Raw genomic sequence first — 16,105 nt, forward strand, 5'->3', positions numbered from 1 at the left:
GCCTTGCGCCGCGGGCGGCGCGCCGCGATACCGGGACGGACCCGCCGACCCTCGCCCGAGGTGCCGATGCCGCGCTTCCTGTTCCCGACGCTGATCCTGGCGCTGCTGGCCGCGCCGGCGGCGCTGCTGGTCGCGACGGTGGAGCGCGAGCCGGCAGTGGCCGCCGCCCCGGTCCCCGACCCCGCCACCGCGCGCGCCTCCAGGGCGCTGGCGCTGCGCCTCTACGGCGCGGCCAACGGGGACGCGCCGGTCGAGGTCGAGATGACGGCGCAGGAGATCGACGGCCTCTTCGCCACGGCCGCCCGCGCCTTCCCCGGCCTGCGCGGCCGGGCCGAGATCGACGCGCGGGCGCTGGACCTGCGCGTCTCGCTCGCCCCGCCGGCGCTCGCGGGGATCGGCTGGCTGAACCTCGCGGCGGAGGTCGCGCCCTCGGACCGGGGCCTGGAGCTGCGCCGCCTGCGCCTGGGCCGGCTGGAGCTGCCGCCGCAGACCACGCTGGGCGCCGCGCGCCGCCTCGCGGACCTGCTTTCGGAGCAGCCGGTGGGCAGCCTGCTGACCGCGATGGTGGGCCGGGTGGCGACGGCGCCGGGCGCGCTCTCGATCACGCTCGACCCCACGCTCGGCCGGGCGGAGGACGGGACCCCGGGCGCCGCCGACTCCCTGCGCCGGCTGGCGGGGGCGGATCTCGACCGCGTCGCCGCCCATTACGACGCGATGATCGAGGCGGCCTACCGCGGCGACCTGCCCCGCGACGGCTCCACCGCCGCCTGGATGGGCTTCGCGCTGGAGAGCGCCGCCGCCGCCGCGGCCGAGGGGCGCGACCCACTGCTCGAGACCCGCGCCGCGATCCTGGCGCTCGCCGCCCATTGCGGGGAGCGCTGGGCGGTCGAGGCCGCGGTGGGCGAGATCCCGGCCCCGGTGCGCGGCGGCCCCTGCAACCGCACCCGGCTGGCCGAGCGCAGCGACCTCAAGAAGCACTTCGTGCTGTCAGCGGCCTTCGAGACGGCGGGCGCCGCGGCCTTCTCCTTCGGCCTGGGCGAGGTGAAGGAACTGGTGGACGCCTCGGACGAGGGGACCGGCTTCAGCTTCGACGACATGGCCGCCGACCGCGCCGGCATCCGCTGGGCCGAAGCCGCCCAGGCCGCCGCCGCCGAGGGGCCCGAGGCCCTGGTCCGCGCCGCGCGCCTGTCGATGCAGGAGGCCGCGGTGATGCCCGCCATCGACGACCTGCCCTCGTTCCTGCCCGAATCCGCCTTCCGCGACCGCTTCGGCGCGCTCGACAGCCCCGCCTACGTGGCGCAGGTCGAGGCGATCGACCGGCGCATCGACCGCCTCCCCCTCCACGCCCGCTGAGCCGCCCCCGCCCCGCAGGCGCCGCGCCGCGCGCGCGCCTCGTGGCCCGCGTCCCGCCCGCGGCGCATCCCCGCCGGGCGCCGCGCGGCGAGCGCCGTCCGCCCGCGGCCTCAGGCGCTCCGGCGCCCCGCCCCGCCCGGCCCGCCGCGGCCCGCGCCCCTGCCCGCCCGCGCGCCGCCTCTCCCGCGCCGCGGGCGGACCCTCCCCACCGGCGCGCGGCCCGGCGCGGCGCCCTGGCGCCGGCCGGGCCCCGGGGCCCCTCGCCGCCCGCGCGCCGCCCGCCTCGCGCCGCGGGCGGACCCTCCCCGCCGGCGCGCGGCCCGACGCGGCGCCCCCCCGACCGTCGCCCAATCGCCGCAGGTTTACCCAAACGGCGCCCCCTGCGCCGCATCGCCGTCTTGCGGCGCCGCGTCATTTCGGTCATGGAGCGCGCAACCACGGCGCCCGCGCATTCGTAGCGGGGGGGCGCCCGCCCCCCGATTCCGAACCGACGGACCCAAACGATGCAGCTTCGCAACATCGCCATCATCGCCCATGTCGACCACGGCAAGACCACGCTGGTCGACGCGCTCCTGCGCCAGTCCGGCGCCTTCCGCGAGAACCAGGCCGTCGCCGAGCGCGCCATGGACTCCAACGACCTCGAGCGCGAGCGCGGCATCACCATCCTCGCCAAGGCCACCTCGGTCGAGTTCGAGGGCGCGCGCGTGAACATCGTCGACACCCCCGGCCACGCCGACTTCGGCGGCGAGGTCGAGCGCATCTTGTCGATGGTCGACGGCGCCATCCTGCTGGTCGACGCGGCCGAGGGCCCGATGCCCCAGACCAAGTTCGTCACCTCCAAGGCCCTGCGCCTCGGCCTGCGCCCGATCGTGGTGCTCAACAAGGTCGACAAGCCCGACGCCGATCCCGACCGCGCGCTGGACGAGGTCTTCGACATGTTCGCGGCCCTGGACGCGGACGAGGACCAGCTCGACTTCCCCGTGCTCTACGCCTCGGGCCGCGCCGGCTGGGCCGACGACGAGCTCGACGGCCCGCGTCAGGACCTCTCCGCCCTGTTCCGCAAGGTGATGGAGCACGTCCCCGAGCCGAAGCAGGTCGTGAACGCCGACAAGCCCTTCTCGATGCTGGCCACCACGCTCGAGGCCGATCCCTTCCTCGGCCGCCTGCTGACCGGGCGCATCGAGACCGGCAAGATCACCGCCGGCGCCACCATCAAGGCCCTGCGCCCCGGCACCGGCGAGATCGAGCGCTTCCGCGTCTCCAAGATCCTCGCCTTCCGCGGCCTGGCGCGCCAGGCCGTCGACAGCGCCGAGGCGGGCGACATCATCGCGCTGGCGGGCCTGTCGAAGGCCACCGTCGCCGACACGCTGTGCGATCTCTCGGTCAACGACCCGCTCTCGGCCCAGCCGATCGACCCGCCGACCATCGCGGTGACCTTCTCGATCAACGACAGCCCGCTTGCGGGCCGCGACGGCGACAAGGTCCAGTCCCGCGTGATCCGCGACCGCCTGATGCGCGAGGCCGAGGGCAACGTCGCCATCCGCATCACCGACACCGCCGAGAAGGACGCCTTCGAGGTCGCCGGCCGCGGCGAGCTGCAGATCGGCGTGCTGATCGAGAACATGCGCCGCGAGGGCTTCGAGCTCTCGGTCTCCCGCCCCCGCGTGATGATGCGCGACGAGGGCGGCAAGCGCCTGGAGCCGATCGAGGAGGTCACCGTCGACGTCGACGAGGAATTCTCCGGCGCGGTGGTCGACAAGCTCTCCCAGCGCAAGGCCGAGATGACCGAGATGCGCCCCTCGGGCGGCGGCAAGACCCGCATCGTGTTCCTCGCGCCCGCCCGCGGCCTGATCGGCTACCATGGCGAGTTCCTCACCGACACCCGCGGCACCGGCATCATGAACCGCGTGTTCCACTCCTGGGCCGAGTGGAAGGGCCCGATCCCGGGCCGTCGCCACGGCGTGCTGATCTCGATGGAGCAGGGCGACTCGGTCGCCTACGCGCTGTTCAACCTCGAGGAGAGGGGCCGCCTGATCATCGGGTCCGGCGAGCCGGTCTACCAGGGCATGATCATCGGCGAGAACGCGCGTCCCGGCGACCTCGACGTGAACCCGCTGAAGGGCAAGAAGCTGACCAACGTCCGCGCCTCGGGCAAGGACGACGCGGTGACGCTGACCCCGCCGCGCCGCTTCGGTCTGGAGGAGGCGATCGCCTTTATCGAGCCCGACGAACTGGTTGAGGTCACCCCCGGCGCGATTCGCCTGCGCAAGCGCTTCCTCGACCCGCACGAGCGCAAGCGGGAGGCGAGGGCGTCGCAGGCCGGGGCCGCTTGACGCTGCTTCCGCTTGTCCTGAATCCGGACGAATTCACGGTTTCGCGCCCACTTGGTGTGGAACCCTGAGTTGTGTGCGCGCCCTAGTTGTGCGTAGAATTCGACGTGGCGTGACCGTGTCCGGGCGGGCCGCGTTATTTCTGGCTGGTGCGAGCGCGAGTTGGTGCGATCGCCTCATATGCTCGGACCCAGAGTGAGAGTTCGAGTGTAGTCAGGAGCAAAAAACCAATGAAGCATCCCGTAGACGCGCACGTCGGGAAACGTGTGCGCCACCGTCGCTGGATGATGGGCATGACCCAGCAGCAGCTCGGCGACATGGTGGGCATCAAGTTTCAGCAAATCCAGAAATATGAGACCGGCATGAACCGCATAAGCGCCTCGCGCCTGTGGGACATCGCCAAGGCTCTGGACGTTCCGATCAATTATTTCTTCGAAGGTCTGGAGTCGGAGTCGCTGGCCGACGCGGCCGAGACCGAGCCCGCCGCGGCCCGCGGCGACCTGCTGGCGGACAAGGAGGCGCTGGAACTGGTGCGCTCCTACTACGCCATCCCCGAGAACCAGCGCCGTCGTCTGTTCGACCTGGCGCGGGTGCTGTCCGAGGCGGCCTGACGCCGCTCCGCCGCGTCGGAAAGCAGACGGCCGCCGCGACGCGACGCCGGGGAGGGACCCGGTGGAGCGCGGGGACGCGGCGCCTTGAGAGCCATCCGGCAGGCGTTCGAAACAGGGAGCCGGGAGCGTAGGGGTGCGCTCCCGGCTCTTTCGTTTCAGCCCCCCGCCACGCGCCCCCCACGCCCGCAGCCGCCGGCCCCGCGCCGCTCGCCCAGCGCGCGAACCCGCCTCGCGCCGTCCCCCTCCGAAAAGCCCTCCGAAATGCCCTCTGCGCGTCGCCTCCCAGCCGCGTCCGAGAGCCCTGACCAGGCCCCCCGGGGCCCGCCGGTCGCCAAGCCCGCGCCGCAGAGGCCCCGGGGCGGGACGCGCCGGGCGAAGCGTGCTATGCGCCGGGTTCCGCCCCGGCGATCCCGCCGCCCCTCCCCTTCGCCCGGACCCTCGCCGCCGATGACCGACGCCGCCTCGCCCTCGCTCCGCCTCCAGGTCGCCGACGCGCTCGCCGCCGCCCGCCGCGCCGCCGACGCCGCCCGCCCCGCCGCGCTGGCGCATTTCCGGGCCGAGGGGCTCTCGGCCGAGAACAAGGACGCCGCCGGCGGCTTCGACCCGGTCACCGCCGCCGACCGCGGGGTCGAGGCCGCGATCCGCGAGGTCCTGGCCCAGGAGCGCCCCGCGGACGGCGTGCTGGGCGAGGAGCAGGCCGCCCGCCCCTCGACCTCGGGCCTGACCTGGGTCGTCGACCCGATCGACGGCACCCGCGCCTTCCTGATCGGCGCCCCCACCTGGGGCGTGCTGATCGGCCTCAACGACGGCGCCCGCCCGGTGATGGGCCTGATGGACCAGCCCCATGTCGGCGAGCGCTTCTGGGGCGACGGCGACAGCGCCTGGTGGGCGAAGGACGGCGAGGCCCCCCGACGGCTGCGCGCCCGCCAGGGCGTGCCCCTCGCCGAGGCCCGCCTCTGCTCGACCTTCCCCGAGGTGGGGACCACGGACGAGCGCCTCGCCTTCGAGCGCGTGCGCGACCGCGCCCGCCTGACCCGCTACGGCCTCGACTGCACCGGCTACGCGCTGGTCGCCGCCGGCGGCGTCGACCTGGTGGTCGAGGCGGGCCTGCACGCCTACGACGTGCAGGCCCTGATCCCCATCGTCGAGGGCGCGGGCGGCGTGATCACCACCTGGGACGGCGGCGACCCGCAGGACGGGGGCCGCGTGCTGGCCGCCGGATCGCGGGCGCTGCACGCCGAGGCGATGGCGCTGCTGGCCCTCTGAGGCCCCGCGGAGGGACCGCGCCGCGCCCGGCGCGGCGGCGAGCCGGCAGGCGGATCGCCCGGCGTGCATTGACTGCACCGGGGCGCCGCGTCAGGAAGCGCGGATGTCCGCCCCCGACTTCACCTCCGCCGCCGAGCGGCTGCGACTCGACCAGGCCATGGTCGCGCGCGGTCTCGCCGACAGCCGTGCGCGCGCCCAGGCGCTGATCGCGGCCGGCGCGGTGACGGTCGACGGCGCGCCCGCCGCGCGCGCCTCCGCCAAGGTCGGGCCGGGCGCCCGGATCGCGCTGGTCGCCGATCCCCTGCCCTGGGTCTCGCGCGCCGCGCTGAAGCTGGAACATGCGCTCGACGCCTTCGGCCTGGCGCCGGCGGGCGAGGCGCTGGACCTCGGCGCCTCCACCGGCGGCTTCACGCAGGTGCTGCTGGCCCGCGGCGCCGCCCGCGTCCATGCCGTCGACGCCGGCCGCGACCAGCTTCACGCCACGCTGCGCGCCGATCCCCGCGTGGTCAGCCTCGAGAGCCTCAACGCCCGCGACCTCGCCCCCGGCATGGTCCCGGCGCCCGACTGGATCGTCGCCGACCTCTCCTTCATCGGCCTCGCCAAGGCCCTGCCGCCGGCGATGTCGCTGGCCAGGCCCGGCGCCCGGCTGGTGGCCCTGATCAAGCCGCAGTTCGAGGCTGGCCCCGCCGACGTCGGCCGCGGCGGCCTGGTGCGCGACCCGGCCGTGCACGCCCGCGTGCGCGCCGAGGTCCGCGCCTTCCTCGAATCTTCCGGCTGGAGCGTCACGCACGAGGGCGAAAGCCCGATCGAGGGCGGCGACGGCAACCGGGAATTCCTCATCGCAGCGGAGAAGCCACGATGACCGACGCCGCCTCCGATCGTTCCGCGACCGAGCTCGAGATCGAGATCGCCCGCCTCGGCCGCCACGGCGACGGCGTCGACGCGGCGGGAGAGGTCTTCGCCCCGCTGACCCTGCCCGGCGAGACCGTGCGCGGCGCCGTCGTCGCCGGCCGCATGGAGACGCCCGAGATCCGCGTCGCCTCGCCCGAGCGCGCGACGCCCCCCTGCCCCCATTTCGGGACCTGCGGCGGCTGCGCCCTGCAGCACGCCTCCGACGCCTTCGTCGCCGACTGGAAGCGCGAGCGGGTGATCGAGGCGCTGGCCGCCCGCGGCCTCTCGGCAGAGGTGCGCCCGACCGCCACCTCCCCCGCCGGGACCCGCCGCCGCGCCACCTTCTCGGCCCGGCGCACCCGGAGCTCGGCGATCATCGGCTTTCACGAGCGGCGCGAGGCGCGGCTCGCCGAGGTGCCCGGCTGCCTGCTGCTCGCCCCCGAGATCCTCGCCGGCATCGAGGGCCTGCGCGCCCTGGTCGTCGCCGGGGCGGGGCGTCGGGGCGAGATGAAGCTCGCCGTCACCGCGACCGAGGCCGGGCTCGACGTCGACGTCCGCGGCGGGCGCAAGCTCGACGCAGGCCTCAGGGTGGACCTCGCCGCCGCGGCGGGCCAGGCCGGCCTCGCGCGCCTGTCGTGGGAGGGCGAGCCGGTGGCCGCCCCGCATCCGCCGGTGGTGAGCATGGGCCTCGCGCGGCCGGTGCTGCCCCCCGCCTCCTTCCTGCAGGCGACGCCCGAGGGCGAGGCGGCGCTGGCCGCCGCGGTGGACGAGGCGGTGGGCCGCAAGGCGAACCGGGCGGCGGACCTGTTCTGCGGCGTCGGCGCCTTCGCCCTGCGCCTCGCCGAGCGGATGGAGGTCCGCGCCTGGGACAGCGACCGCGCGATGGTCGCCTCGCTGACCGCCGCCTGGCGCGGCGCCGGCGGCCGCCTGCGCCGGATCGACGCCGAGGCGCGCGACCTGTTCCGCCGGCCCCTGCTGGGCCCCGAGCTCAAGGGCCTCGACGCCGTGGTCATCGACCCGCCGCGGGCGGGCGCCAGGGCGCAGTCCGAGTCGCTCGCCGGCTCCGCGATCCCGCGCATCGCCGCGGTCTCCTGCAATCCCGAGACCTTCGCCCGCGACGCGCGGATCCTGGTCGACGGGGGCTATTCGCTCGACTGGGTGCTGCCGGTCGACCAGTTCCGCTGGTCCGCCCATACCGAGCTCGCGGCCGCCTTCTCCAGGCGCTGAGGCCTCCAGGCGCCCCGACCCTCCGGCGCCGGGCGCTCCGCCCGCCCCCAGGGGCGCCCCGGGCCTGACCCGGGGCCTCTCGCGGCCAGCCTCCCGCACCGGCCTCGCCAAGCGCAGAGCGGGCCCTCGGCCGGTCAGCCGACCGACCGGCCGAGGGCCCCGCGTCAGGCCCCCAGCCGTTCCGCCAGCGCGCCGAAATCCTCGGCGATCACGTCCCACTCCTGCGTGATCGTCTCGGGCTCGCCGGTCCCGAACTCGTCCGGCCTCGGGATGAAGGCGGTCTGCAGCCCGGCGGCGCGGGCGGCGGCGAGGTCGCCGTCGTGGGCGGCGACCATCATCACCTCGCCCGGCGCCAGGCGCAGCGCGGCGGCCGAGGCGAGGTAGACCCCCGCCTTGGGTTTGTAGTCCCGCGCCACGTCGGCGCCCAGGATGCAGTCCCAGCGCAGCCCCGCGAAGCGCGCCAGCCGCACCATCAGCGAGGTCGAGCCGTTGGAGCAGGGCGCGAGCAGGAACCGCGCCCGCAGCCGCGCCATCCCCGGGAGCACGTCCGCCCAGGGGGGCAGCGCCTCCCACGCCGGGTTCAGCGCGTCCCGGGCGGCGGCGTCGAAGGCGTCGGCGATGCCCAGCCTCTCCAGCGCGCGGTCCAGGTTCTCCCGGTGCAGGTCGTCGAGGGGGACGTAGCCCCGCCCGCCGTCGCGGATGCGCTGCATGGCGGGCTGGTACTCGTCCCGCCAGGCGTCGGCGAGCGCCTCCGGGGCCAGGTCGAGCCCCCGCTCGGCCAGCGCCGGCGCCGTGTAGGCCGCGACGCCCCCGCGCCAGTCGACCACGGTGCCGAACACGTCGAAGATCAATGCCTTGGGCTGCATGACGCGGCCTCCTCGCAAGTCGCTCTGGTCGCTGCGGAAGATCGCAGCGCCGCCCAGAATTGTCGAGCGCCCCGCGCGCCCCGGGCCCCGCCCTCGCCCGCGGAGCCGCGTCCGCCGGTCGTCCCCACGCCCGCCGCAGGAAACGGCGCCCGGGCGCGCCTCCGCCGGCCCCGCGCCGCGGGCGCGGCCTCCGCCGCCGGGGCCGCGCCTGCCGCGGCGCCGCCTGCGGCTTGACCCCATGCGCGGCCGGGGCTACGCCGCTTCGCGGCCGCGATCGGCCCACGATCCATGAGGAGCGCCCGCGACATGCCCGACAAACTCCTGATCCTCCCCGGCGACGGCATCGGCCCCGAGGTGATGACCGAGGTCCGCAAGGTCATCGACTGGTTCGCCGCCGAGAAGGGCCTCGCCTTCGAGGTCGAGGAGGACCTGGTCGGCGGCGCCGCCTACGACGTCCACGGCAAGCCGCTGGCCGACGAGACCATGGAGAAGGCGCAGGCCGCCGACGCCGTGCTGCTCGGCGCCGTGGGCGGGCCGAAATACGACAAGCTCGACTTCTCGGTGAAGCCCGAGCGCGGGCTGCTGCGGCTGCGCAAGGAGATGGACCTCTTCGCCAACCTGCGCCCCGCGGTGTGCTTCGACGCGCTGGCCGACTTCTCGTCCCTGAAGAAGGACGTGATCGGCGGGCTCGACATCATGATCGTGCGCGAGCTGACCTCGGGCGTCTATTTCGGCGAGCCCCGCGGGATCTTCAAGGAAGGCAACGAGCGGGTGGGCATCAACACCCAGCGCTACACCGAGGGCGAGATCGCCCGCGTCGCCCGCTCGGCCTTCGAGCTGGCCCGCGCCCGCAACAACAAGGTCTGCTCCATGGAGAAGGCCAACGTGATGGAGAGCGGCATCCTGTGGCGCGACGTCGTCCAGGAGGTCCATGACGCCGAGTACCCCGACGTCGAGCTGACCCACATGTACGCCGACGCCGGCGGCATGCAGCTGGTGCGCTGGCCCAAGCAGTTCGACGTGATCGTCACGGACAACCTGTTCGGCGACATGCTCTCGGACGTGGCCGCGATGCTGACCGGCTCGCTGGGGATGCTGCCGTCCGCCTCGCTGGGGCTGCCGATGGCGAACGGGCGGCCCAAGGCGCTCTACGAGCCGGTGCACGGCTCGGCGCCCGACATCGCGGGCACGGGCAAGGCCAACCCCATCGCCTGCATCCTGAGCTTCGGCATGGCGCTGCGCTACTCCTTCGGCAAGCTCGACGAGGCGGCGCTGCTGGAGCGGGCCATCGACGCGGTGCTGGCGGATGGCAAGCGCACGGCGGACCTGATGCAGGCGGGCGACAAGCAGCCGGTCTCGACCTCCGAGATGGGCGACGCGATCGTGGCGAAGCTGGGCGAACTGGCCTAAGGGTCTTCGATCTCGGACTGAGGGAAGGGGCGGCTTGCGGGCCGCCCTTTTCGTTTGTCGAGGCAGCGGTCTACAGGCGCCCTGCGGGCGGGCTTGGCATGCGCGCGCGTCGCGCGCGGCGGGCTGGCGCCCGCAGGGGCGCTTCTGGAGCTCACCCAAGAACAAGCCGCGCCTGTTCTCCGCAGCCGCCCGTCGCTGAAGATGCCTGAGCGACTCGCCGGAAGCGGTCAAGGACAAGCCGCCTTCGGCGGTCGCTTCGCGATCCTTGACCGCTTCCGGCGAGTCGCTCTGATCGGCATCAGCGACGGACGGCTCCGGAGAACAGGCGCTCCCGGCAGGGCCTGGGGCAGGCCGGGGCCTCGGGGCGGGCGTCAGGCCCGGTCGATGCGGAACTGGTAGGAGTTGTTGGTGGCGGAGCGGACGTGGAGATAGGCCGTGCGCGGGTCGGAGAGGAGCTCGGCGGCGGTCCCGGGCAGGTCGTCGGGGTGCACGATCCGGCCCGTGCCGTAGTGGATGCGGTCGTTCGAGAGGTAGCCCTTCACCAGCATCTTGTTGACCCGGCAGATCCCGGTGGCGGGGACCTGCGGGTCGTGGGGCGCGCAGTCGTCGGCGCACAGGAAGATCGGGCCGGTCTCGGCGTAGGGGTCGAGGGCCGGGAACGGGCGCCAGGCGAGGACCAGCATCTCGCGGCCCTGGGGGATGTCGCGCAGGCAGCAGCGGCAGGGGGCGGGGCCGCCGTCGGCGGCCAGGCGCTCGGCCGGGCGGCCGTAGGCGTCGGGGGCGCCGGCGCGGATCGCCCGGGCCTGCGCGGCGGTCAGGGAGACGTAGGCCAGGGTCGCGGGGCGGGAGAGGGTCTGCGTGGTCATCGGGGGCTCCAGCGGTGGGGGTGAAGGGAGCCTGCGCCCGCCGCCCCGGATGCGCGACCCGGATCCTGCGCCCGGATCTTGCGGCCCGCACCTGCGGCCGCGGCCTGGCGGCGGGACCTGCGCCCGGGGCCCTCGCCGCGATCGGGGGCCGGGCGCCCGGGCGGACCGCGCCGCTCCGCCGTCTGGACCCGGGCCCCGGCTTTCCGTAAGAGGCCCGCGGCGGCGGCATGGCGGGAGAGCGCGCATGAACATCCTGATCCTCGGCGGCGGCGGGCGGGAGCACGCGCTCGCCTGGAAGATCGCGCAGAGCCCCCTCTGCGAGCGGCTGTTCTGCGCCCCCGGCAACGCCGGCATCGCCGAGCTCGCCGAATGCGTCGCCCTGAACCCCGAGAACGGGCGCGAGGTCGCCGCCTGGGCCGAGGCCAACGGCATCGGCCTGGTGGTGGTGGGCCCCGAGGCGCCGCTCGCCGCCGGCACGGCCGACGCGGTGCGCGCGGCCGGGATCCCGTGCTTCGGCCCCTCGAAGGAGGCCGCGCGGCTGGAGGCCTCGAAAGCCTTCACCAAGGAGATCGCGGACGCGGTGGGCGCGCCGACCGCCGCCTGGGGACGGTTCGCCGACGCCGAGGCCGCCAAGGCCTATGTCCGCGCGCAGGGCGCGCCGATCGTGATCAAGGCCGACGGGCTCGCCGCCGGCAAGGGCGTGGTCGTGGCCATGAGCCTCGACGAAGCGCTGGCCGCCATCGACGACATGTTCGGCGGGGCCTTCGGCGCGGCCGGGGCCGAGGTGGTGGTCGAGGAGTTCATGGAGGGGGAGGAGGCGAGCCTCTTCGTCCTCTCGGACGGGGAGGCCGCCGTGGCGCTGGCCCCCGCCCAGGACCACAAGCGCGCCTTCGACGGCGACGAGGGGCCCAACACCGGCGGCATGGGCGCCTACTCCCCCGCCCCGGCGCTGACGCCGGAGCTGCAGGAGCGGGCGATGGCCGAGATCTGCCGCCCGGTGATCGCCGAGATGGCGCGGCGGGGGATGCCGTTCCGCGGCGTGCTCTACGCCGGCCTGATGCTGACGAAGACCGGGCCGCGGCTGGTCGAGTTCAACGTCCGCTTCGGCGACCCCGAGTGCCAGGTGGTGATGCTGCGCATGGAGAGCGACCTGGTCCCCGCCCTGCTCGCCTGCGCGAAGGGCGAGGGGCTGGCCGAGGTCCCGATGACCTGGCACGACGACGCCGCCGCCACCGTGGTGATCGCCGCCCGGGGCTATCCCGGCGACTATGCGAAGGGCGAGGAGATCCGCGGCATCGCGGCGGCCGAAGCGACCGACCCGCAGGCGGTGGTGTTCCACGCGGGCACCCGCTCGGTCGGCGGGCGGATCCTGTCGAACGGGGGGCGGGTGCTGAACGTCACCGCCCGCGGCGACACGCTGGAGGAGGCGGTGGCCCGCGCCTACCGCGCCGTGGCCCGGATCGACTGGCCGGGGGGCTTCAACCGCTCGGACATCGGCGCGCGGGCGCTGAAGAAGGGCTGAGACGAGACGGGCCCGCCGATCCGGCGGGCCCCTGGCGTTCCATGCCCCGCCGGTCAGGCGTGGGCGAAGTCCCAGTAGAGCTCGCGGGCGCGCTTCGCCACGGGGCCGGGGCCGTACTCCACCTCCTCGAACTTCCACACCGGCACCACCTTGGAGGCGTTGCCGGTCGAGAAGACCTCGTCCGCCGCGCGGAAGTCGTCCAGCGTCAGGGTGGTCTCGACCACCTCCATGCCCGCCTCGCGCAGCAGCTTGATGACCCGCTGGCGGGTGATGCCGTTGAGGAAGGTGCCGTTGGGGATCGGCGTCGCCACCACCCCGTCCTTGACCATGAAGACGTTGGAGGTCGAGAGCTCCGCCACGTTGCCCGCCAGGTCCTGGACGAGGGCGTTGTCGAAGCCCTTCGACTTCGCCTCGCGCATCATCCGGGCGTTGTTGGGGTAGAGGCAGCCGGCCTTGGCGTCCATCACCGCCACCGCCTGGATCGGCCGGCGGAACTGGGTGGTGGTCAGCGACATGCCGCCGTTGGGCATCGCGGAGGGGTCGGCCATCGGCAGCGCCTCGAGGCTCAGCGCGAAGGCCGTGCTCTCGGGGTCGGCGCAGATCAGCGAGGCGTCGCCCGCGCGCGACCAGTACATCGGGCGGATGTAGACCGGCACGTCGGAGATGAACTTGCCCAGGCCCTCGGTCGCCAATTCCACCATCTGGCCCGCCGGCATCGTCGGCTCCAGCCCCATGGCGAGCGCCGAGGCGTTCACCCGCGCGCAGTGCAGGTCGAGGTCGGGGGCCACGCCCTCGAATCCCCGGGCGCCGTCGAAGACCGAGGCGCCCTGCCACAGCCCGTGGTCGGCCGCGCCCGCCACCCGCACGTCGCCCTGATGCCAGGAGCCCTCGCTCCAGGTCCAGATCTCGCCTGCGCCCATCGGCATCCGCCGGCCCTCCGCTCGTTCCGCTCTCCGCCAGCATGAGCCGCCGCAGCGCAGCATTCAACCCGCCGCAACGCGGAATGCGACGTCGCAGGTCGCGATCGGGACATCGCCGGGCGATTTATCCGCGCCGCGCCCCGCGGGCGGGCGCGCAGCCGGGGCGCCGCAGGCGCACGGCACGGTTTCCCGGCGCAACCGAAACCGCCCCCCGGCCCCGAGCCGCTTGCAAATCGCGCCCCGCGTCGCTACCTCGGCGCCGACCGGCCGGCGCCTTGCGCCCGGCCTCGCACGCGACGCAGGACTTCGGGCAGGGAACGGGATCGGGCCATGAACTGGATCAACGACTACGTCCGCCCGCGGATCAACTCGCTCAACACGCTGTTCACCTCGACCAAGCGCGAGATGCCGGACAACCTCTGGCGCAAGTGCGACGAGTGCGGGACCATGCTGTTCCACCGCGAGCTGGCCGAGGCGCTGAACGTCTGCCCGTCCTGTCAGCACCACATGCACATCTCGCCCCGCGACCGCTTCACGGCGCTGTTCGACGGCGGCACCTATCATGAGCTGCCGGTGCCGGAGCCGATCGCCGACCCGCTGCAGTTCCGCGACGAGAAGCGCTACCCCGACCGCATCCGCGACGCCCGCCGCAAGACCGGCGAGCATGAGGCGACGCTGCTGGCCGAGGGCGAGCTGGGCCGCCTGCCGGTGGTCGCGCTGGCGCAGGACTTCTCCTTCATGGGCGGCTCGATGGGCATGGCCGTGGGCAACGCGATGATCGCGGGGGCCGAGCGCGCCGTGAAGCGCCGCGCGCCCTTCGTGGTGTTTTCCGCCGCCGGCGGCGCGCGCATGCAGGAGGGGATCCTGTCCCTGATGCAGATGCCGCGCACCACCGTCGCGGTGCAGATGGTGAAGGAGGCCGGCCTGCCCTACGTGGTGGTCCTGACCAACCCCACCACCGGCGGCGTGACGGCGTCCTACGCGATGCTGGGCGACGTCCAGATCGCCGAGCCCAACGCCCTGATCTGCTTCGCCGGCCCCCGCGTCATCGAGCAGACCATCCGCGAGACCCTGCCCGAGGGCTTCCAGCGGGCGGAATACCTTCTGGACCACGGGATGCTCGACCGGGTGATCCACCGCCGCGAGATGCGCGACGAGCTCGCCCGCCTGCTGCGCCTGCTGATGAACGAGACCCCGCGGGTCCACGGCGACCTGCCCGCCCCCTCGCCCGTCGCCCAGGACGTGGCCGAGGTCGTCGAGGCCGCCAAGTCCGGAGCCACCGAGGCTTGAGCCCGCTTCCGCTCGAGACCGACGGTCCCGTCCCCCCGGGCGCGCCGGTCGCCCCGGGCGTGGGCGGCGTCACCGCGGATTCGATCCGCGGGCAGGCCGGGAACGCGCCCTCGGACGCGATCCTGGAGCGTCTGATGACGCTCCACCCCAAGATCATCGACCTGACGCTGGACCGCATGCACCGCCTGCTGGCGGAGCTGGGCCACCCCGAGCGCGAGATGCCCGGCGTGGTCCACATCGCGGGGACCAACGGCAAGGGCTCGACGCTGGCGATGATCCGCGCGGGGCTCGAGGCGGCGGGCAAGACGACGAACGTCTACACCTCCCCCCACCTGGCGCGCTTCCACGAGCGCATCCGCCTGCACGGCGAGCTGATCTCGGAGCCCGATTTCGCCGCCCTGCTGGACGAGTGCGAGCGGGTGAACGGCGGGACCTCGATCACCTTCTTCGAGATCACCACCTGCGCGGCGATGCTGGCCTTCGCGCGTCGCAAGGCGGATTACACGCTGCTCGAGACCGGGCTCGGCGGGCGGCTCGACGCGACCAACGTCGTGGACCGCCCGGCGCTGACGGTGATCACGCCGATCTCCATCGACCACCAGCAGTATCTGGGCGAGACCATCGCCGAGATCGCGCGCGAGAAGGCCGGGATCCTGAAGCCCGGCGTGCCCTGCGTGGTCGGCCCCCAGCCCGACGACGCGCTGGCGGCGATCGAGGCGCGGGCGCAGGCGCTGGGCTGCGAACTGATCGTCGCGAACCGCGACTGGCAGGCCTGGTCCGAGCGCGGGCGGCTGGCGTTCCAGGACGGGGACGGGCTGCTCGACCTCGACCTGCCGGCGCTGCCCGGCGCCCACCAGGTGGAAAATGCAGGCGCCGCGCTGGCCGCCCTGCGGCGCCTCGGCGCCTCCGACGCCGCCTGCGCCGCGGCGCTGACGCAGGTGCAGTGGCCGGCGCGGCTGCAGCGGCTCGACGCCGCCCTCCTGCCCGGGCTGCCGCCCGAGTCGGAGGTCTGGCTCGACGGCGGCCACAACGTCGCCGCGGGCGAGGTGCTGGCCGCCCACATGGCCGCCCTGAACGAGCGTCGCCCCGCCCCGCTGCGGCTGGTGGTGGGGATGCTGGAGACCAAGGATCCCACCGGCTTCCTCGCGCATTTCCGGGGCCTCGCCGCCTCGGTCGAGACGCTGGCGATCCCGGACGCCGGCGCCTCGCTTCCGGCGCAGGCGCTGGCGGACGCGGGCCGCGCCGCGGGCCTTGACGCAGCGCCGGCCGAGGGGTTCGAGGCCGCGCTCTCCCGGGTCGCCGCCCGCTCCGACTCCCGCGGGCCGGCCGAGGGCGCGCCGCCGCGGGTGCTGATCTGCGGATCGCTCTATCTGGCGGGCTGGGTTCTTCGCCGGATCGCGCCGCCACGTTAACCATCGCCTGCAACATTCCGTTGCAAAGCGTTGTTTCGACACGACCGGAAAGTTGTGCTTAACCGGTTGTTAATCGAAGCCGACGTTCTCCAGCCGTTAGGGGACGGTGCGGCCGCAGGGCCAAGTTGCCGCGGAACGAGA

Annotated in this window: 13 protein-coding genes; 10 read left to right on the forward strand and 3 right to left on the reverse strand. The window is 74.4% G+C overall.

What is annotated here, in order from left to right:
* Window positions 1–66 precede the first annotated feature (66 nt).
* The 6 genes from BM064_RS16045 to BM064_RS16070 all read left to right on the forward strand — a co-directional run bounded on the left by BM064_RS16045 (window position 67) and on the right by BM064_RS16070 (window position 7,678).
* On the forward strand, window positions 67–1,353 hold the full coding sequence (locus BM064_RS16045; RefSeq protein WP_092861103.1) for a YfiM family lipoprotein: 1,287 nt from the start codon (window positions 67–69) through the stop codon (window positions 1,351–1,353).
* A 503-nt stretch (window positions 1,354–1,856) separates the two neighbouring features.
* A complete protein-coding gene (typA, locus tag BM064_RS16050) occupies window positions 1,857–3,686 on the forward strand; it encodes a translational GTPase TypA (RefSeq protein ID WP_092861105.1) in 1,830 nt (609 codons plus the stop codon).
* A 227-nt stretch (window positions 3,687–3,913) separates the two neighbouring features.
* On the forward strand, window positions 3,914–4,294 hold the full coding sequence (locus tag BM064_RS16055; RefSeq protein ID WP_092861107.1) for a helix-turn-helix domain-containing protein: 381 nt from the start codon (window positions 3,914–3,916) through the stop codon (window positions 4,292–4,294).
* A gap of 447 nt (window positions 4,295–4,741) precedes the next feature.
* The gene (gene hisN, locus BM064_RS16060) at window positions 4,742–5,560 is read left to right on the forward strand and encodes a histidinol-phosphatase (RefSeq protein WP_092861109.1); all 819 of its coding nucleotides are present in this window, start codon (window positions 4,742–4,744) and stop codon (window positions 5,558–5,560) included.
* Window positions 5,561–5,663: 103 nt separating this feature from the next.
* Window positions 5,664–6,422 (forward strand): TlyA family RNA methyltransferase, encoded by a 759-nt coding sequence (locus tag BM064_RS16065; RefSeq protein ID WP_092861111.1) that lies wholly within the window; start codon window positions 5,664–5,666, stop codon window positions 6,420–6,422.
* A complete protein-coding gene (locus BM064_RS16070; protein ID WP_092861113.1) occupies window positions 6,419–7,678 on the forward strand; it encodes a class I SAM-dependent RNA methyltransferase in 1,260 nt (419 codons plus the stop codon). The genes BM064_RS16065 and BM064_RS16070 overlap by 4 nt, the downstream gene beginning before the upstream one ends.
* Before the next feature lie 164 nt (window positions 7,679–7,842).
* Here BM064_RS16070 and BM064_RS16075 read toward each other — a convergent pair whose 3' ends face one another.
* Complete coding sequence (locus tag BM064_RS16075) at window positions 7,843–8,544, reverse strand: haloacid dehalogenase type II (protein ID WP_092861115.1); 702 nt, start codon at window positions 8,542–8,544, stop codon at window positions 7,843–7,845.
* 306 nt (window positions 8,545–8,850) lie between these two features.
* Here BM064_RS16075 and leuB point away from each other — a divergent pair, with 306 nt between their 5' ends.
* Window positions 8,851–9,954 (forward strand): 3-isopropylmalate dehydrogenase, encoded by a 1,104-nt coding sequence (gene leuB / locus BM064_RS16080; protein ID WP_092861117.1) that lies wholly within the window; start codon window positions 8,851–8,853, stop codon window positions 9,952–9,954.
* Window positions 9,955–10,325: 371 nt separating this feature from the next.
* Here the strand turns inward: leuB and BM064_RS16085 are convergent, their stop codons facing one another.
* Complete coding sequence (locus BM064_RS16085) at window positions 10,326–10,820, reverse strand: DUF1203 domain-containing protein (protein ID WP_092861119.1); 495 nt, start codon at window positions 10,818–10,820, stop codon at window positions 10,326–10,328.
* A 244-nt stretch (window positions 10,821–11,064) separates the two neighbouring features.
* Between BM064_RS16085 and purD the strand changes: the two genes are divergently transcribed.
* A complete protein-coding gene (purD, locus tag BM064_RS16090; RefSeq protein WP_092861121.1) occupies window positions 11,065–12,342 on the forward strand; it encodes a phosphoribosylamine--glycine ligase in 1,278 nt (425 codons plus the stop codon).
* A 53-nt stretch (window positions 12,343–12,395) separates the two neighbouring features.
* Here purD and BM064_RS16095 read toward each other — a convergent pair whose 3' ends face one another.
* On the reverse strand, window positions 12,396–13,268 hold the full coding sequence (locus tag BM064_RS16095) for a branched-chain amino acid aminotransferase (protein WP_342741373.1): 873 nt from the start codon (window positions 13,266–13,268) through the stop codon (window positions 12,396–12,398).
* 324 nt (window positions 13,269–13,592) lie between these two features.
* Between BM064_RS16095 and accD the strand changes: the two genes are divergently transcribed.
* Both accD and BM064_RS16105 read left to right on the forward strand, forming a co-directional pair.
* Complete coding sequence (accD, locus tag BM064_RS16100; protein WP_092861123.1) at window positions 13,593–14,552, forward strand: acetyl-CoA carboxylase, carboxyltransferase subunit beta; 960 nt, start codon at window positions 13,593–13,595, stop codon at window positions 14,550–14,552.
* A 134-nt stretch (window positions 14,553–14,686) separates the two neighbouring features.
* Window positions 14,687–15,964 (forward strand): bifunctional folylpolyglutamate synthase/dihydrofolate synthase, encoded by a 1,278-nt coding sequence (locus BM064_RS16105; protein ID WP_092861530.1) that lies wholly within the window; start codon window positions 14,687–14,689, stop codon window positions 15,962–15,964.
* Window positions 15,965–16,105 lie beyond the last annotated feature (141 nt).

The organism is Albimonas pacifica, assembly GCF_900113695.1.
Lineage (GTDB): Bacteria > Pseudomonadota > Alphaproteobacteria > Rhodobacterales > Rhodobacteraceae > Albimonas > Albimonas pacifica.